The sequence below is a fragment of the Synechococcus sp. MU1643 genome, from assembly GCF_020514095.1.
In the GTDB taxonomy this organism is placed as follows: domain Bacteria; phylum Cyanobacteriota; class Cyanobacteriia; order PCC-6307; family Cyanobiaceae; genus Parasynechococcus.
The window spans coordinates 1-15,591 of the sequence record NZ_VTKY01000002.1 but is presented as its reverse complement, the minus strand read 5'-3'; the positions used below and the strand labels follow the sequence as shown (position 1 = coordinate 15,591).

The 15,591-nt window shown below is 49.6% G+C and carries 10 protein-coding genes and 1 tRNA gene; 7 read left to right on the top strand and 4 right to left on the bottom strand.

Annotated features, from left to right (window positions below):
• The first annotated feature begins 7 nt into the window (after nucleotides 1-7).
• The 3 genes from uvrB to FZX09_RS04265 all read left to right on the top strand — a co-directional run bounded on the left by uvrB (nucleotide 8) and on the right by FZX09_RS04265 (nucleotide 3,808).
• Nucleotides 8-2,047 (top strand): excinuclease ABC subunit UvrB, encoded by a 2,040-nt coding sequence (uvrB, locus tag FZX09_RS04275; RefSeq protein WP_226400415.1) that lies wholly within the window; start codon nucleotides 8-10, stop codon nucleotides 2,045-2,047.
• A 132-nt stretch (nucleotides 2,048-2,179) separates the two neighbouring features.
• Nucleotides 2,180-2,251 (top strand) — tRNA-Gly (locus FZX09_RS04270).
• 648 nt (nucleotides 2,252-2,899) lie between these two features.
• Nucleotides 2,900-3,808: a sugar transferase gene (locus FZX09_RS04265; protein WP_226401082.1), complete on the top strand. Its 909-nt coding sequence runs from the start codon at nucleotides 2,900-2,902 to the stop codon at nucleotides 3,806-3,808.
• Nucleotides 3,809-4,441: 633 nt separating this feature from the next.
• On the opposite strand, the gene FZX09_RS04260 is transcribed toward FZX09_RS04265, so the two are convergent.
• Genes FZX09_RS04260 through FZX09_RS04250 form a run of 3 tightly spaced genes read right to left on the bottom strand, consistent with a single transcriptional unit; the run spans nucleotide 4,442 to nucleotide 9,338 of the window.
• Complete coding sequence (locus FZX09_RS04260) at nucleotides 4,442-5,626, bottom strand: HlyD family secretion protein (RefSeq protein WP_226400413.1); 1,185 nt, start codon at nucleotides 5,624-5,626, stop codon at nucleotides 4,442-4,444.
• Nucleotides 5,627-8,584 carry an ABC transporter transmembrane domain-containing protein gene (locus tag FZX09_RS04255; RefSeq protein WP_226400411.1) on the bottom strand — a complete coding sequence of 986 codons (2,958 nt, stop codon included), beginning with the start codon at nucleotides 8,582-8,584 and terminating at the stop codon, nucleotides 5,627-5,629. It abuts the gene before it with no gap.
• Nucleotides 8,585-8,624: 40 nt separating this feature from the next.
• Complete coding sequence (locus FZX09_RS04250; protein WP_226400409.1) at nucleotides 8,625-9,338, bottom strand: peptidylprolyl isomerase; 714 nt, start codon at nucleotides 9,336-9,338, stop codon at nucleotides 8,625-8,627.
• A 75-nt stretch (nucleotides 9,339-9,413) separates the two neighbouring features.
• On the opposite strand from FZX09_RS04250, the gene secA reads away from it, so the two are divergent.
• From secA to FZX09_RS04230, 4 genes are all read left to right on the top strand, one after another.
• A complete protein-coding gene (gene secA, locus FZX09_RS04245) occupies nucleotides 9,414-12,224 on the top strand; it encodes a preprotein translocase subunit SecA (RefSeq protein WP_226400407.1) in 2,811 nt (936 codons plus the stop codon).
• Nucleotides 12,225-12,396: 172 nt separating this feature from the next.
• Entirely contained in the window at nucleotides 12,397-13,185 is a 789-nt protein-coding gene (locus tag FZX09_RS04240) for a glycosyltransferase family 2 protein (RefSeq protein WP_226400405.1), read from the top strand.
• The gene (locus FZX09_RS04235) at nucleotides 13,164-14,120 is read left to right on the top strand and encodes a glycosyltransferase family 2 protein (RefSeq protein ID WP_226400404.1); all 957 of its coding nucleotides are present in this window, start codon (nucleotides 13,164-13,166) and stop codon (nucleotides 14,118-14,120) included. Before FZX09_RS04240 ends, FZX09_RS04235 begins: the two co-directional genes overlap by 22 nt.
• Nucleotides 14,121-14,168: 48 nt before the next feature.
• Nucleotides 14,169-15,095, top strand: a complete 927-nt coding sequence (locus FZX09_RS04230) for an NAD-dependent epimerase/dehydratase family protein (protein ID WP_226400403.1) — start codon at nucleotides 14,169-14,171, stop codon at nucleotides 15,093-15,095.
• Here the strand turns inward: FZX09_RS04230 and FZX09_RS04225 are convergent.
• The coding region (locus tag FZX09_RS04225; RefSeq protein ID WP_226400402.1) for a rhamnan synthesis F family protein at nucleotides 15,092-15,591 on the bottom strand (500 nt) is incomplete at its 5' end. The genes FZX09_RS04230 and FZX09_RS04225 overlap by 4 nt on opposite strands.

The window sequence follows — 15,591 nt, the reverse complement described above, 5'->3', positions numbered from 1 at the left end:
AGCACCCATGCCCGCCTACGACCTCACGGCGCCCTACACCCCTAAAGGTGACCAGCCGACAGCGATTAAGCAGCTGGTGAAGGGCGTGAACGGCGGTGAGCGCTATCAGACCCTGCTGGGGGCGACGGGCACGGGCAAGACGTTCACGATGGCCAACGTCATCGCCCAGACCGGCCGACCGGCCTTGGTGTTGGCCCACAACAAAACTCTGGCAGCCCAGCTCTGCAATGAGCTGCGGGAGTTCTTCCCCGAGAACGCCGTTGAGTACTTCATCTCCTATTACGACTACTACCAGCCGGAGGCCTACGTTCCGGTCAGCGACACCTACATCGCCAAGACGGCGTCGATCAACGAGGAGATCGACATGCTGCGCCACTCGGCGACGCGTTCGTTGTTCGAGCGGCGCGATGTGATCGTTGTGGCCTCGATCAGCTGCATCTACGGCCTGGGCATTCCGAGTGAATACCTCAAGGCGGCGGTGAAGTTCGAGGTGGGGGAGACCCTCAACATCCGCGGCCAGCTGCGGGAGCTGGTGAACAACCAGTACAGCCGCAACGACACCGAAATCGCCCGCGGCCGTTTTCGGATGAAAGGGGATGTGCTGGAGATCGGCCCCGCCTATGAAGACCGGCTGGTGCGGATCGAACTGTTCGGTGACGAGGTGGAGGCGATCCGCTACGTCGACCCCACCACCGGCGAGATCCTGCAGAGCATGGATGCGGTGAACATTTACCCGGCCAAGCACTTCGTCACCCCTAAAGATCGGCTCGACACCGCCATTCGTGAGATCCGCCAGGAATTGCGGGATCGGCTGGATGTGCTCAACGGCGAAGGCAAGTTGCTGGAGGCCCAGCGGCTGGAGCAGCGCACCAAGTACGACCTGGAGATGCTGGGCCAGGTGGGCTATTGCAACGGGGTGGAGAATTACGCCCGCCACCTGGCCGGCCGTGAGGAGGGCACCCCGCCGGAGTGCCTGATTGATTACTTCCCCGATGATTGGCTGTTGATCGTGGACGAGAGCCACGTCACCTGCTCCCAATTGCAGGCGATGTACAACGGCGACCAGGCCCGCAAGAAGGTGCTGATCGAGCACGGCTTCCGCTTGCCCAGTGCCGCCGACAACAGGCCGCTCAAGGGCGAAGAGTTCTGGCAGAAGGCGCGGCAGACGGTGTTCGTCTCAGCCACGCCTGGCAACTGGGAGATGGAGGTGAGCGGCGGCGAGGTGGCCGAGCAGGTGATCCGCCCGACGGGGGTGCTGGATCCGGTGGTGGAGGTGCGGCCCACCACGGGCCAGGTGGATGATTTGTTGGGGGAGATCCGCGATCGGGCTGCCAAGAACCAGCGGGTGTTGGTCACCACGCTGACCAAGCGGATGGCGGAAGACCTCACCGATTACATGGCGGAGAACGAGGTGCGGGTGCGCTACCTGCACTCCGAGATCCACTCGATCGAGCGGATCGAGATCATCCAGGATCTGCGCCTGGGGGAATACGACGTGTTGGTGGGGGTGAACCTGCTGCGGGAGGGCCTGGACCTGCCGGAGGTGAGCCTGGTGGCCATCCTCGATGCCGACAAGGAGGGTTTCCTGCGGGCTGAGCGCTCCTTGATCCAGACCATCGGCCGGGCTGCTCGGCATGTGGAGGGGGTGGCGCTGCTCTATGCCGACAACATGACCGACTCGATGGCCAAGGCCATCTCTGAAACCGAGCGACGCCGGGCGATCCAGCAGACCCACAACGAGAAAAACGGCATCGTGCCGACGGCGGCGGGCAAGAAGGCCAGCAACTCGATCCTCAGCTTCCTGGAGTTGAGCCGCAAGCTCAAGCAAGACGGGCCTGATGCCGATCTGGTGGAGGTGGTGGGCAAAGCCGCCCAGGCTCTGGAGAACGATCCCGATGCCGGCCTGGCGCTGGAGGCGTTGCCGGAATTGATCGATCAATTGGAGGCCAAGATGAAGGAGGCGGCTAAGAAGCTTGATTTCGAAGAAGCCGCGAACCTGCGCGATCGTGTGAAGCAGCTGCGCCAAAAGATGGCTGGGTCGCACTGAGTTTCTTATTTTTGTTTTCATCCCTTGAGCCAGTTCCTCACCAGATCTTCAGGGGTTGAGGTGGATTGACCGAGGGACCCTCCGTAGTGCATGCTGACCTGGTCATAAGGGTCATTTCCCGAGGGACGATTTGCGGATGTAGCTCAGTGGTAGAGCATCTCCTTGCCAAGGAGAGGGTCGAGAGTTCGAATCTCTTCATCCGCTTGATAAAACGACAAATCGTTAGACCTTTTGGATCGGACTTTTTAAGCCCAGGGTTTTTGGGGCTTGACACCATTGTCAAATCAGTGTGCTTAGGGCCAATAGACGCATCGATGCAAGGAAGTTTGGACTAGAGACATTGCGATCAATTCAGTTTTGAGTGTGATTCGTGATGAAATATCTCTGTGATGATCTACTGAATTGATGTGGTCTAAGGATCCCAGAAGCCTAATGTTTCTGGCCGCGGGTCTTGATTTGGCAGGTCAGATGATCCTGCTCGCTCTTTTCGCGGTCGCTACGAACTGGCTTCCTTTATCGATTGCGATCCAAACGTTGGTATGGCCTTGGGGTTGGACGTTCTTTTGTTTGTTGCTTTATCCGACCCTGGGCTGGCTGTTTGGCAGTTACTCGGTTCTGCGTTGGCGACATCTCCCGCACCTGGCGCTGTTGCAACGTGTCTTGCTGACGTGCATGGCCACGCTCGTTGTTGTCGCAATCGCCCGCTGGGTGACCAATCCGGCCGAAAGTATTTGGCTGTTGCATCGCCGGGTGCAGCTGCTCTGGTTGAGCGGTGTTTGCCTATGGTCGTTATCGGTGCGGATCTGTTTGCGAAGAGGTTTGGTGCTTCCGGATCTACCTCAGTTGTTGTTAGTGGCCGATAGTCAAGAAGCGCAGGTTATTCAGCAGGCTTGGAGCCGTGTTCCGCAACGGCAGAATTTGCAGTTGCTTGAGTCTGATCAGCTTCAAGAGCACGTCCAGGCGACGAATGAGCGTTGTCTGATCACGTTGGGCTCTCAATGGCGGGAGCGAACTCAGCACTTGTGGCTGGGTGAGCAGTTGGATGCTTTGGATCCACGCCAGATTCAGGTGATCTCACCAGCGGGTTTATTTGAGCGCCAGCAGGAGCGGTTGCCTCCTGTTCTCCTGGGTGAAGGTTGGATTACCTATGACGAAATGCCATGGGCAGCACCGTTCAGCATCCAGACGCAGCTGAAGCGTGCATCTGATCTGATTCTCGCCACGGGTTTGCTGCTGATCACCTCACCGCTGCTGCTGTTGGCAATGGCTTGGATTTGGCTGGATGATCAAGGTCCAGTGTTTTATCACCAAAGGCGCTCGGGCTGGATGGGTGTTCCCTTCACGGTGTTGAAACTGCGCACGATGCGCGTGCAGCCGGCCCATGCAGCTGCGCGCTGGACGCAAGAGGGTGATCCGCGCATCACGCGTGCTGGCAAGATCTTGCGCCGGCTCAGGATTGATGAATTGCCGCAGCTGCTCAATGTGTTGACAGGAGATATGAGCCTGATCGGGCCACGGCCAGAGCGTCCGGAGTTAGAAGACGAGTTGGAGCACAACATTCCCCATTACCGCATGCGCCATTGGATGCGACCAGGCTTAAGTGGATGGGCACAGGTTTGCGCTCCATATGCGAGCAGTATTGAGGATTCTGATCTCAAATTGTCTTACGACTTATTTTATCTCAAGCGATTCAGTGTTTGGCTGGATCTGATGATTTTGTTTCGTACAATTAAAACTATTTTAAAGGCTTCAGGCCGTTAGCCCTTCTAGCAATTTGTGTGCCTTTATTGAAGTTCTTCGTCGCAAATTAATTTGGTTTTAATTTTCATTAAATTTTTGATTTCAGCCTTGCCAGTAAGGATTTTGTGTAAATACATATCTAGCTCATGTTGGCTAATAAATGTCTAGGTGCTTCAGTAATTATTGGCATTTTTTGAGAAAATCTTAGAGCTATTGTGACCAATGGAAGAAGTTATAAAAGCTATTTTTATTCGAATTTATTTCAAGATTTTTAAGTCTAAAGATGTGATCGCATGATTTGGGTTGTAGTGGTGGATCTAGTAATCAGCAGCTACCCAATTTCTACTAAGCCGAAGCGAATAAAAGGGTTCACATTTAACAGCTGAGAAAAAAATATCAAGACCTATTTTCAATGTTTTGTGGTGCCGATCATCCAGAAGCTGCCAGTCTGCGTGTCGTAATGGTCGGGCTCATTTTTTGTTCTGTTGTGATCACTCCTAATCGACTCTCGATGGACTCATATATTAAGTTTCATGCTCAGGGTCTACTCTGACGCCAGAGATATTTTGATCTCGGAAAACCTGAGCTGTGCTTGTGCCGACAGTCTTGGTAGGTTGATCTAGATGATTTCTTCGCTTGTAGTTAAGATACTTCTTAAAATTCTCGTAAGGAGTCAACTTTTTCCTGGAAAGTTCCAAGCAGAAGTTGTAGGTAGCTTACCTTTCTTAGCTTGATGTTAGAAGTCAAGCTCATGCCAACTTTCAGAGGCAGTTCTTGGCCATTTTTAAGTTTGAGTTGTTGGCTGTTGAGTTGAATCATGGCAGGGTAGCGATACTCTGGGCGATTATCGATTTGGCTAGGCGGTAGTGCATCGGAGCCAATACTCTTGACTTTCCCTGCCAGAACTCCGAAATCAGTCGCGGGGAAAGAATCAATACTAAGATCTGCAGGCATGCCCACTTTTACGAAGCCGCGATCACTGCTTGGAATCTCAACACGTGCTTCAAGAGTGTCATAAGGAACGATTTTCATTACCGTTTCAGTACTTTGTGCTACATAGCCCTCGCCTCGTGCTTTGAGATCAAACACAATTCCGTCGACGGGTGAGCGTAAGGCTTGATAGCGAATGTTCACCGACGCTTCGGTGATTTGAGCTTGAAGTTCCTGAAGTTCTGCTTTGAGTTGTTGGATTTGCTGATTTTGAGCTGCTTGTTGACGCATGCGATCGACTCGAACTTGATTGAGAGTTCCAATTGTCTCTTCTACTCGGTAGAGTTGTTGTAAATACTGTAATTCCGAGGCTGCACCTTGTTCATTCAGGATTTCATAGCGAGATAAAATTTCTTTCTGTAACGCCAAATTATTCTTCAGCGTTTTAGTTTCTTCGTCATTTAGGAGCAGATATTGTTTTAATTCTAGTTGCTTGAGTTCAAGTTGTTGATTTTTTAGTTTTTTGCTTTCTTGTAGTGAGTTTAATCGCTGTTCTGTTGCTTCTCCATCGAGGCGCATGACAACGTCGCCTGCATTTACTTCGTCGCCATCTTGCACCAGGATTTTTGAAGCAATTCCACCGGTTGGCATTTGAACTTCTTGAACGGAACCAAGAGGTTCGAGCTTGCCGGTGACCGAGACTATTTCATCTGTCTTGGCAATCGCTAGCCATGCCACCGCAAATGTTGCTGTTCCCATAAGTCCCCACGTGGTAGCGCGCATCCAAATGGGTGATTGTTGGATAACCTCACCTTCACCTTCTTGCTCGTGAAAGACCTGTTCTATTAAGTCTTGAGCTTTTTTGATCAGCTTAGATGGAGTTTTCATTAGTTCATTAGTGCGGGACATTTAGCCAGCCTCCTGTTGACGGTAAAGAGCGTAATAACGTCCTTGCAGTGCAATAAGTTCTTCGTGGGTTCCTGTTTCAACGATTGCACCTTGATGCATCATTACGATTAGGTCTGCATTGCGAACTGTTGATAACCTGTGGGTAACGAAGAAAACACTGCTGCCAACGAGAGCTTCACGTAGGTTTTGACATACTCGGCGTTCAGTGTCGTAATCTAGAGCGCTGGTGGCTTCATCCATCACCAAGAGTTTTGGATTTGCAAGTAGTGTTCTCGCGATGGCGAGTCGTTGACGTTGCCCACCAGATAGGTTTGCCCCGCGTTCTCCCAACTCAGTGCTGTATCCGGAGGGTAATTCCATGATGAACTCGTGGGCACAAGCAACATGTGCAGCTTTTGCAATCTCTTCGCTACTTGCATTAGGGTCAGTTAAGGCAATGTTATCACTTACGCTGCCAGTAAAAAGAAGAGGCTCTTGAGGAACAATTCCAATTTGCCGGCGTAGCGAATAAAGCTCAACTTTGTCGATGTCGTAATTATCAATTAGAATATTACCTTCTGTGGGCGAATACAATCTTGGCAATAATTTCATTAATGTGCTCTTGCCGCTGCCGCTTTGGCCAACTACACCTACAAAAGTTCCTGGGGTAATGGATAGATTGATGTTTTTAAGAACTGGTGGAGAGCCTGCATTGAAACGGAATTGAAGATCTTTGAATTCCACCTTCCCGTCAATTGGTGGTAGAGGAATTTTCCCCTTGTCAAGCTCAGTTGATTCTTCTCGAGTGTCCACGATGTCGGCAAGTCGTTCAAAACTTACCCCTAGTTCTTGGATGCGTTGCCAAATTGTTGACAGTCGCAGGAGGGGTTGTGTGACATATCCACTAATGATGCGGAAGGCAATTAGCTGGCCTAGGGTCAGTTGTCCATCAAGTACTAGACTTGCTCCAACCCAAAGAACCATCAGTTGTGAGAGCTTTTGCAACACCTGGCCAAGTTGTCCAAGTGCGGTACCTGTAATTGTTTTTTCGAAGGTTCGGCTGATATATCTTCCGTAGCGTTCTTGCCATTTCCATCGGCTCACGATCTCTACATTTTGAGCTTTCACGGTCTGGATGCCCGTCAGCACCTCAACCAAATGTGATTGTGTTTTCGCATTTTCCTCGGCTGCCTGGCGGTATTGGCGTCTGAATAAAGGCGCTCCGATGAGTGTAATTGCAACCTGTAGAGGTACCACAAGTAGTGCTACGAGAGTAAGTATCCAGCTATAAAGTGCCATTACAAGGATATAAATTACTGAAAATGCAGCATCAATAATGGTTGTAAGAGCTTCGCCTGTGAGGAAGTTTCGTATTTTCTCGAGTTCTGCTACTCGGGTTCCGAGTTCGCCTACTGGTCGCCGATCGAAATATCCCACTGGCAACCGTAGCAAGTGATCAATCACTTCGGAGCCCAGTCGCATGTCGATCCTATTAGTGGTGTCTGCAAACAAAAAAGTTCGCAGGCTTCCCAGAACACCTTCGAAAATTGTTACCCCTACCAGTGCAATTCCAAGCACTTGAAGCGTATCAAGACTCCGTTGCGAAATCACCTTATCGATGATCACCTGAATTAGCAGCGGGTTCGCCAGAGTGAAGAGTTGCACCACAAAGGATGAGCCCAGCACTAACAGGAGGCTGGATCGGTGGCGGCGGATGGCTGGTATAAACCAACCGAAATTAAATTTCGCGTCGGGTGTTGTGCTGGTCCGATTAACCAGGATCACTTCAAAGCCATCTGGTGCAGATTCCTGTATTTGCTCTGGTGACAGCTCCACCCACCCAAGACTTGGGTGTGCCATCAACATTCCATTGGCATTGCTCTGAACCACCACACCGAATCCGTCGCCCCAGGCCATTAGACAGGGCACGTTCATTCGGGTGCATAGTGCTGGAGGAACTTTGGCGCCTAAAGCATGAAGTCCCATGCCTGAGACGAGTTGCCCGAGCACAGGCAAGCTTGGATGTTTGCCTCGACGTAGGGCATCGCGGATTGTTTTCTCCAGTGCATCTCGTCTGAACGGCAATCCCATGATTTGCGCCAACATGCGGAAGCAGGCCAGGATTTCGTGCAGGACACCATTGGCGCGAATCAGCTGAATCCTGCTGCGAGGATCCTGACCACTCAAATTGAGACTTGATCGGGAGGTCGCAGTCGCAGGTTGTTCTTCAGATTTCTGATTTGTTTCAGCTGCTGCAAGGTGATTCCTCTCCTGCGGCGAGGGCCCTGCCTTGAGGTCATCCACCACCGATTTTGGAAGTGTGATCAATCGCAGTGCAAAAGAGGCTTCCTTGTTGGCATTTACTGCTGAAAACTGTTCTCGCTGAAGTTCTTTATTGAGCTTCAAACTTCCATTTCCGCTTCCAATGAATGCCAGGCGCTCTTCGTCAATTTGATTCACAGCTTCATTGCTGGCGTTCAACGTCTTGGCGAGGGGAATGACCTTGCCGAGCACATCAGAGACAAAGAAGGTAGTGCGTTCACTTTGATGCAGAAGTGCCTCCAATAAGGAGGCGAGTTCTGCAGGGAAAAGTGTTGACTGGCACCATTTTTGAAAGCTTGCTTCGTTGCGATAGAGCTTTGCAATTAGATCGTCGGGGATACTCCAGGCTTCGAGCGGCTCCATTGCGCTCACCTCTTCGCATGACTCTGCTCTGAGCAGGGAGGCAAGACCAATGAAACTCCCTGGACCCATAAGTCCGAGGGTGACAGGCAGGCCATTCTTTTCTCCGAGTAGTCGGGCGCGTCCGCTAAGAACCACCAGAACGCGATCTGGGATCAGTGCATTCGTGCTGAGTGAACGACCGGTGGCGAAACTGATCCGTGAGCCGTTTGCCTGAATGGTCTGCAGAGCGTCCTCACTACAGTCTCTAAAAGCTTCGAGTTGTTTAAGCGAGCTGGCCGGGTCGTAAACGGTCATTCAAAGAGGCGCGTTGGCGGAGAAGTTGCCAGTCGGTAGATCAATCTAGACTGCGTACCTTACTGAGAAGTTCCTGGTTGAGCCATTCTTGAAAAAGTTCTTGGGCCATGCGTTGTCTAGTGTTGTCGTCAAATTGGGCGGCCTCATAACGCTCAAGACGCACGATCAGCCACCATTTGTCGACTTGAAATGGTTGCAGCAACTGTCCGGGTTGACTGGTGCGAAGTCGTTCGCTCAGAGCGGGATGTGATTGCGTCATGGAAACGGGCCCAACAACGCCTTTGGTTTTGGCTTCAGGGCCTTGGCTGTAGTTGGCAGCGAGATCAGCGAAATTCGCTTCACCACCGGAGATCCGTAGATAGAGCTCTCGCGCCAGATGCCTATCTTGAAGCCGCAATAGGCTGTAGAAGACTTGGTCGAGCTGCTCTTTTCGTGCGAGGAACCGAGCTTCTGCTTTGTGTTGAAAATGCTCTTGGCTGTAAATTTGAATGCGGGTTGGTAGTTCCAGCTGCCAGCGTAAATCGTTTTCTTTTAGACCATTATTTTTCAGATAGGTTTCGAATAACTCTGTAGTATCTAACTTATTTTTCGCTTTGAAATTGTTCCAAATTTGATCGCGTTGTTCTGTGCTCAGCTCGATGCTCTCAACTGTCTTGCCTAGGATCTCAGCTCTGACTAAGGGCTGTAGCAAGTTGTGCCGCCGTAGTAGGGCCAGCGTTTCAGGGCTCAGGTTCTGCACAGAGATGAACGGCACCAGACACAATGATGAAATCCAATCTACTTCTAGAGCGCGGCTCAGTAGGCTTCTCTCACTCAAACGATCGGTTCCATGCTCAAGCTGCTGCTGGGTGATCCAAATGCCCGCAAGCTGAAGCGCTACCAGCCGATAGTGTCTGACATCAATTTGCTTGAGGAGGAGATAGTGCCTCTCTCCGACGATGAGCTGCGCGGCAGAACATCGTCGTTTCAGGAGCGTTTGGCCAACGCCGGTAGCCTTGAGAATCAGCGGCCGATCCTCGACGAGATTCTCCCCGAGGCCTTTGCTGTGGTTAGGGAGGCTGGAAAGCGCGTGCTGGGCATGCGTCATTTCGATGTGCAGCTCATCGGCGGCATGGTCCTCCACGAGGGCCAGATCGCTGAGATGAAAACCGGTGAAGGCAAAACCCTTGTGGCAACCCTGCCGAGCTATCTCAACGCCCTTACCGGCCGGGGTGTTCATGTGGTGACGGTGAACGACTACCTGGCGCGCCGTGATGCCGAATGGATGGGCCAAGTGCATCGCTTTCTTGGCCTGTCTGTGGGTTTGATTCAGCAGGACATGCGTCCTGAGGAGCGCCGGCGCAACTACGAGTGCGACATCACCTACGCCACCAACTCAGAGCTGGGCTTCGATTACTTGCGCGACAACATGGCGGCCGACATTTCGGAGGTGGTGCAGCGGGAGTTCCAGTACTCCGTGATTGACGAGGTGGATTCGATCCTGATCGACGAAGCCCGCACCCCCCTCATCATTTCTGGCCAGGTGGAACGGCCCCAGCAGAAATACCAGCAGGCGGCCCAGGTGGCTAATGCTCTCGCCCGCGCTGCCGAGCTGGGCAAAGACGGTATTGATCCGGAAGGGGATTACGAAGTGGATGAGAAGCAGCGCAGCTGCACCCTCACCGATCAGGGATTTACCAAGGCCGAGCAGATGCTGGGTGTAGAGGATCTGTTCAACCCCCAGGATCCCTGGGCCCACTACATCACCAATGCCCTCAAGGCCAAGGAGCTGTTCGTGAAGGATGTGAACTACATCGTCCGCGATGGCGAGGCGGTAATCGTGGATGAGTTCACCGGCCGGGTGATGCCCGGTCGACGTTGGAGTGACGGCCAGCATCAGGCGATTGAGGCCAAGGAGATCCTGCCGATCCAACCGGAAACTCAGACTCTCGCTTCGATCACTTACCAGAATTTCTTCCTGCTTTATCCCCGCCTTGCCGGAATGACCGGTACGGCCAAAACAGAAGAGGTGGAATTCGAAAAGACCTACAAACTCGAAACCACCATCGTTCCCACCAACCGGGTGCGGGCCCGCCAGGATTGGGCGGATCAGGTGTACAAAACCGAAGCCGCCAAGTGGCGGGCCGTGGCTAACGAAACCGCTCAAATCCACAAGAGCGGCCGCCCGGTACTTGTGGGCACCACTTCGGTTGAGAAGAGTGAGCTGCTGAGTTCTTTGCTGGCGGAGCAGGAGATTCCCCACAATCTGCTAAATGCCAAGCCCGAAAACGTGGAGCGCGAATCGGAGATCGTCGCTCAAGCCGGTCGTGCTGGAGCCGTGACCATCGCCACCAATATGGCGGGACGGGGTACCGACATCATTCTTGGTGGCAATAGTGACTATATGGCTCGTTTGAAGTTGCGGGAGGTGCTGTTGGGCCGTTTGGTGAAGCCGGAAGAGGATCACAAGCCGCCTGTGCCTGTGCAGCGCAGTACTCCCGCTGGCTTTACGGATGCTCCAGTTCTTGTCTCAACCCTCAGCCGTGACAGCCTTTATCCCTGTGCACTCACTGACGACACCGATCAAGCCCTCGGCCAGCTTGCGCGTGACCTGGTTAAGGCTTGGGGCGATCGTGTATTGACTGTGATTGAGCTGGAGGAGAGGATTGCGACTGCGGCTGAGAAAGCTCCTACCGACGACCTTCAGATTCAGGCTTTGCGCGTAGCAATCTCCAGAGTGAAGGGCGAATACGACGCGGTGGTGAAACAGGAGGATGCTCGCGTGCGCGACGCCGGTGGCTTGCATGTGATCGGCACTGAGCGGCACGAATCCCGGCGGGTGGATAACCAGCTGAGGGGCCGCGCTGGTCGCCAGGGAGACCCTGGCTCCACTCGTTTTTTCCTATCGCTCGGCGACAACCTGCTGCGAATCTTTGGTGGCGATCGTGTGGCTGGGCTTATGAATGCCTTCCGTGTGGAGGAAGATATGCCGATTGAATCCGGCATGCTCACCCGTTCTTTGGAAGGGGCGCAGAAGAAGGTGGAGACCTATTATTACGATATTCGTAAGCAGGTTTTTGAGTACGACGAGGTGATGAACAACCAGCGCCGGGCGGTTTATTCCGAGCGGCGTCGCGTGTTGGATGGTCGTGCACTCAAGAAGCAGGTGATCGGATACGGCGAACGCACGATGGATGAGATTGTTGAGGCTTATGTAAATCCCGACTTGCCGCCGGAAGAATGGGATCTCAACCAATTGGTGGGCAAGGTGAAAGAGTTTATTTACCTGTTGGAGGACCTTACCCCTGACCAAGTGCAGGGCCTTGTTATGGACGAACTCAAGGCCTTCTTCCAGGAGCAACTACGTAATGCTTATGACCTCAAGGAAGTCCAGATCGAGCAGCAACGCCCGGGTCTGATGAGAGAAGCTGAGCGCTTTTTCATCCTGCAACAGATTGATACTCTTTGGCGTGAGCATCTCCAGGCTATGGACGCTCTGCGCGAATCAGTGGGTTTGCGCGGCTATGGGCAGAAAGATCCCTTGATCGAATACAAGAATGAGGGTTATGACATGTTCCTCGAAATGATGACCAACATGCGCCGTAATGTGATCTATTCGATGTTCATGTTCCAGCCTGCTTCGGGCTCTTCCGAGCAATAGGGTTAAGCCTGGTCACTTCTTAGCTGTTTTAACATTGTTTAATCAACCAACCCGGCGATTCATTCTGTCTTGTAGTTTCTTCTCCTCTATCTGACTATCTCCATGTGTTGTGCACGTAATGTTGTGAGGATTGTTTTGAATTTATTAAGCCAAAATTACCTTTCCAGTTAACATGGATATAGAACGTGAATTGCTTCTTCTTTTTGTTGCTTACCACCCTTCGGAGGATGAAGTACTGAATTTGCAAAATTGCCTTTCAAAATTGCCCTTTACTATCGGGTATGCAGTTGTAGTAAATAGTTATTCTCCAAATGAGCCAGTTGATTATCTTGCAGCTAAAGCTGACTTATTTGTTACCTCACCATTTAACTTGGGTTATGGTCGAGCCATAAATCTACTCGTATCCAGATTAGATAGACTTCCAAAGTATATTGCTATAATGAACACAGACTTAACCTGGCTGCCGGGATCATTCAATAAACTTTTGGGGTGGATGCATCACCATCCTGACGTAAGCTTAGCTGTGCCTCAAATTTGTGATCAAGATGGTTTACCTCAGTTGTTGTGTAAAAGAGATCCTACTTTATTAGCATTAATCAGTCGGAGATTTATCCCAGATAACTTAAAGCCTAATTGGTTAGACCGTTATGATAAATGGTACAATATGTCATCATTTAATTATAATGATATTTTCGAGTCTACGTATTTGAGTGGTTGTTGTATGATAGTGTTGACTGATAATTTCCTTAAAATTGGAGGCTTTGATGAACGCTACTTCTTGTATTTAGAAGATGCTGACCTCACAAGATCTCTTTCGCAAATTGGAAAATGTGTGCACTTGCCAATTGCCTCTGTAACCCACAATTGGGGTCGAGGAAATTATAAAAGCTTCCGACTAATGTTCGTAAATCTAGTCAGCGCTTGGCATTATTTCTGTAAATGGGGTTGGCAATTATGGTAAGTTCTCATTCGATTGAAGTCGTAATGCCAACTTACAATGGCATTGATTTTATAGAGCCACAAATCGCATCAATATATAATCAGACTCTGAGGCCTTCTAAATTAATTATTCGTGATGATTTCTCGACAGATGGCACCGCCCAGCTTTTAGCTAAATTAGCTAAAAAATATCAAAATTGGATAAAAATTTTGCCGAGCAATGAGAATATTGGTTGTACATCGTCAGTTGATTTATTGTTAAGTTCAAGTTGTGCCCCTTATGTTGCATTAGCGGACCAAGATGACGTTTGGTTGCCACATAAGCTTGAGCTCTCTTTAAATCATATCGTTGATTTAGAGGCTCGGGTTGGCACGTCTATTCCCTTACTTATACATTCTGACCTACAGCTTGTTGGCGAAGATTTAAATGATCTTGGAGAGACATACTTTCAAAGACAGTGCTTGAAACCATGCCTTGATTCTCCATCGATGATAAGTCTTACCAATGTTGTTACTGGTTGCACTATTATGTGTAATCGTGCGCTCTTGGAAGTAGCGCTACCACTTCCAGTCGATGCGGTTGTTCACGATTGGTGGCTTGCCTTAGTTTCTAGTGTATTTGGGAGAATATCTTACATATCTGACACACCAATTCTTTATCGACAGCATGATAAAAACTCCATTGGCGCTCGAGGATTAGGATTGAATTATTGGTTATCACGTCTTTACTCATGGTTGCACGATCCAAGTTCTGGAGGTCATACACTTGATGTTATTCACCAGATGGAATGTTTTTATAGCCGCTATGATATCAAGGTGTCGTGCTTGCCTGATTTAATAAGATTAAGTCGATTCCATAGATTAACATCGTTATTAAAGACTCCATTTTCTTCGTGGCCTTGCAAACATGGCATTCTGAGAACACTAGCTTTTTATTTCTGGTTCTTTAGGTTCTGAGCTTTATTATGGTTTTATCTGAGGCCTCTTACATTCTTCATCCCTTTTATGCAGGTTGTTGTTACGGGTGCCAGTGGCTTCATAGGCAGCCATCTAGTAGATTCGCTTTTAGACGCGGGTTTCAACGTTCGAGCTGTAGCACGCCGGTTACCTGGCCTCATAAGTACTAGCGCACTCTCTAATCCAGGACTTTCGCTCCATAGTATTGATATTAAAAATCGACTTGATTTAGAATCTGTTATTAGTGGATGTGAACTTGTTGTTCATTTAGCAAGTGGGAGCCTGCCTCTATCCTCTAACCACAACCCTTCTGATGATATAGCAGTCAATTTACTGGGCACTATAAATCTTCTTGACGCATCTCGTTTGTCCAATGTCAAGCGTGTTGTTGTTGTTTCTTCTGGTGGCACTGTTTATGGTCTTCCAAAAAGTCTTCCAATTAAGGAAGATCACCCAACTGACCCCATTTGTTCTTATGGCATTACTAAGTTAGCAATTGAGAAATATGTTTATCTCTATAGAGCACTATATGGTCTTGACGGTCTGGTATTACGTGTTGCCAACCCGTATGGACCACGTCAACGATTAGACTCTAATCAAGGCGTAATTCCAGTATTTTTAGGTCGTGCAATCAGAAATGAAAATGTTGAAATATGGGGAAGTGGCGAGGTTGTGCGTGATTTTATATATATTTCTGATCTCATATCTGCTATAAATCTTGCTTGTTCTTATACAGGTTCAGAACATTTGTTTAATATAGGCTCAGGACAGGGGCTAAGTTTGCAAGATCTCCTGCATAAATTAGAACTATTATTTAATAGACCTATCAATGTTATCTATAAGGCAGGCAGAGGATTTGATGTCCCAGTAAATGTTTTGTCTATCGATAGGGCTATATCTAAATTAAGTTGGCGACCTGATGTATCTATTGATGATGGACTCAACTTTTTTTACCAGAGTCTGATTAATGCTTAACGTGTGATCTTCGGTATATTTGTCATTGAATAGCTAAACCCCTGAGACTCCGCGACAAATGGTATCAACCTTTCTATACTGTGTAATAGTGTACCGTCATACCCAATTGGCTCTGAAGGATAATCATCCCAACCAAGATTTAAGCTATACAGTGGACTGAGTGCATTCTTTCTTGCCCAAAACATTGTACCTATTGGAAAATCAAATTCATTTGTTAGAGATTTAATATTTAGCTTTTCTGCCAAAATCTCTGCCTGTCTGTAGTTTGCATCCCAACCTGGACAATGTGGATCACTAGGAAATACCAGCCCAAGTGTCTTATCTTCAATCATTGCACTTATTATGCAGTCCATCATATGATTTTCTTCGTTCCCAATTAAATTTTCGATCAAGAAGGTTCTCCATGAGTGTGATTGATGCTTTGCTATGTGCACACTTTTTTTAGTATGGATATGTCCGTATATATTATATGTTTTCTCTAATTCTTTCCCAAGAC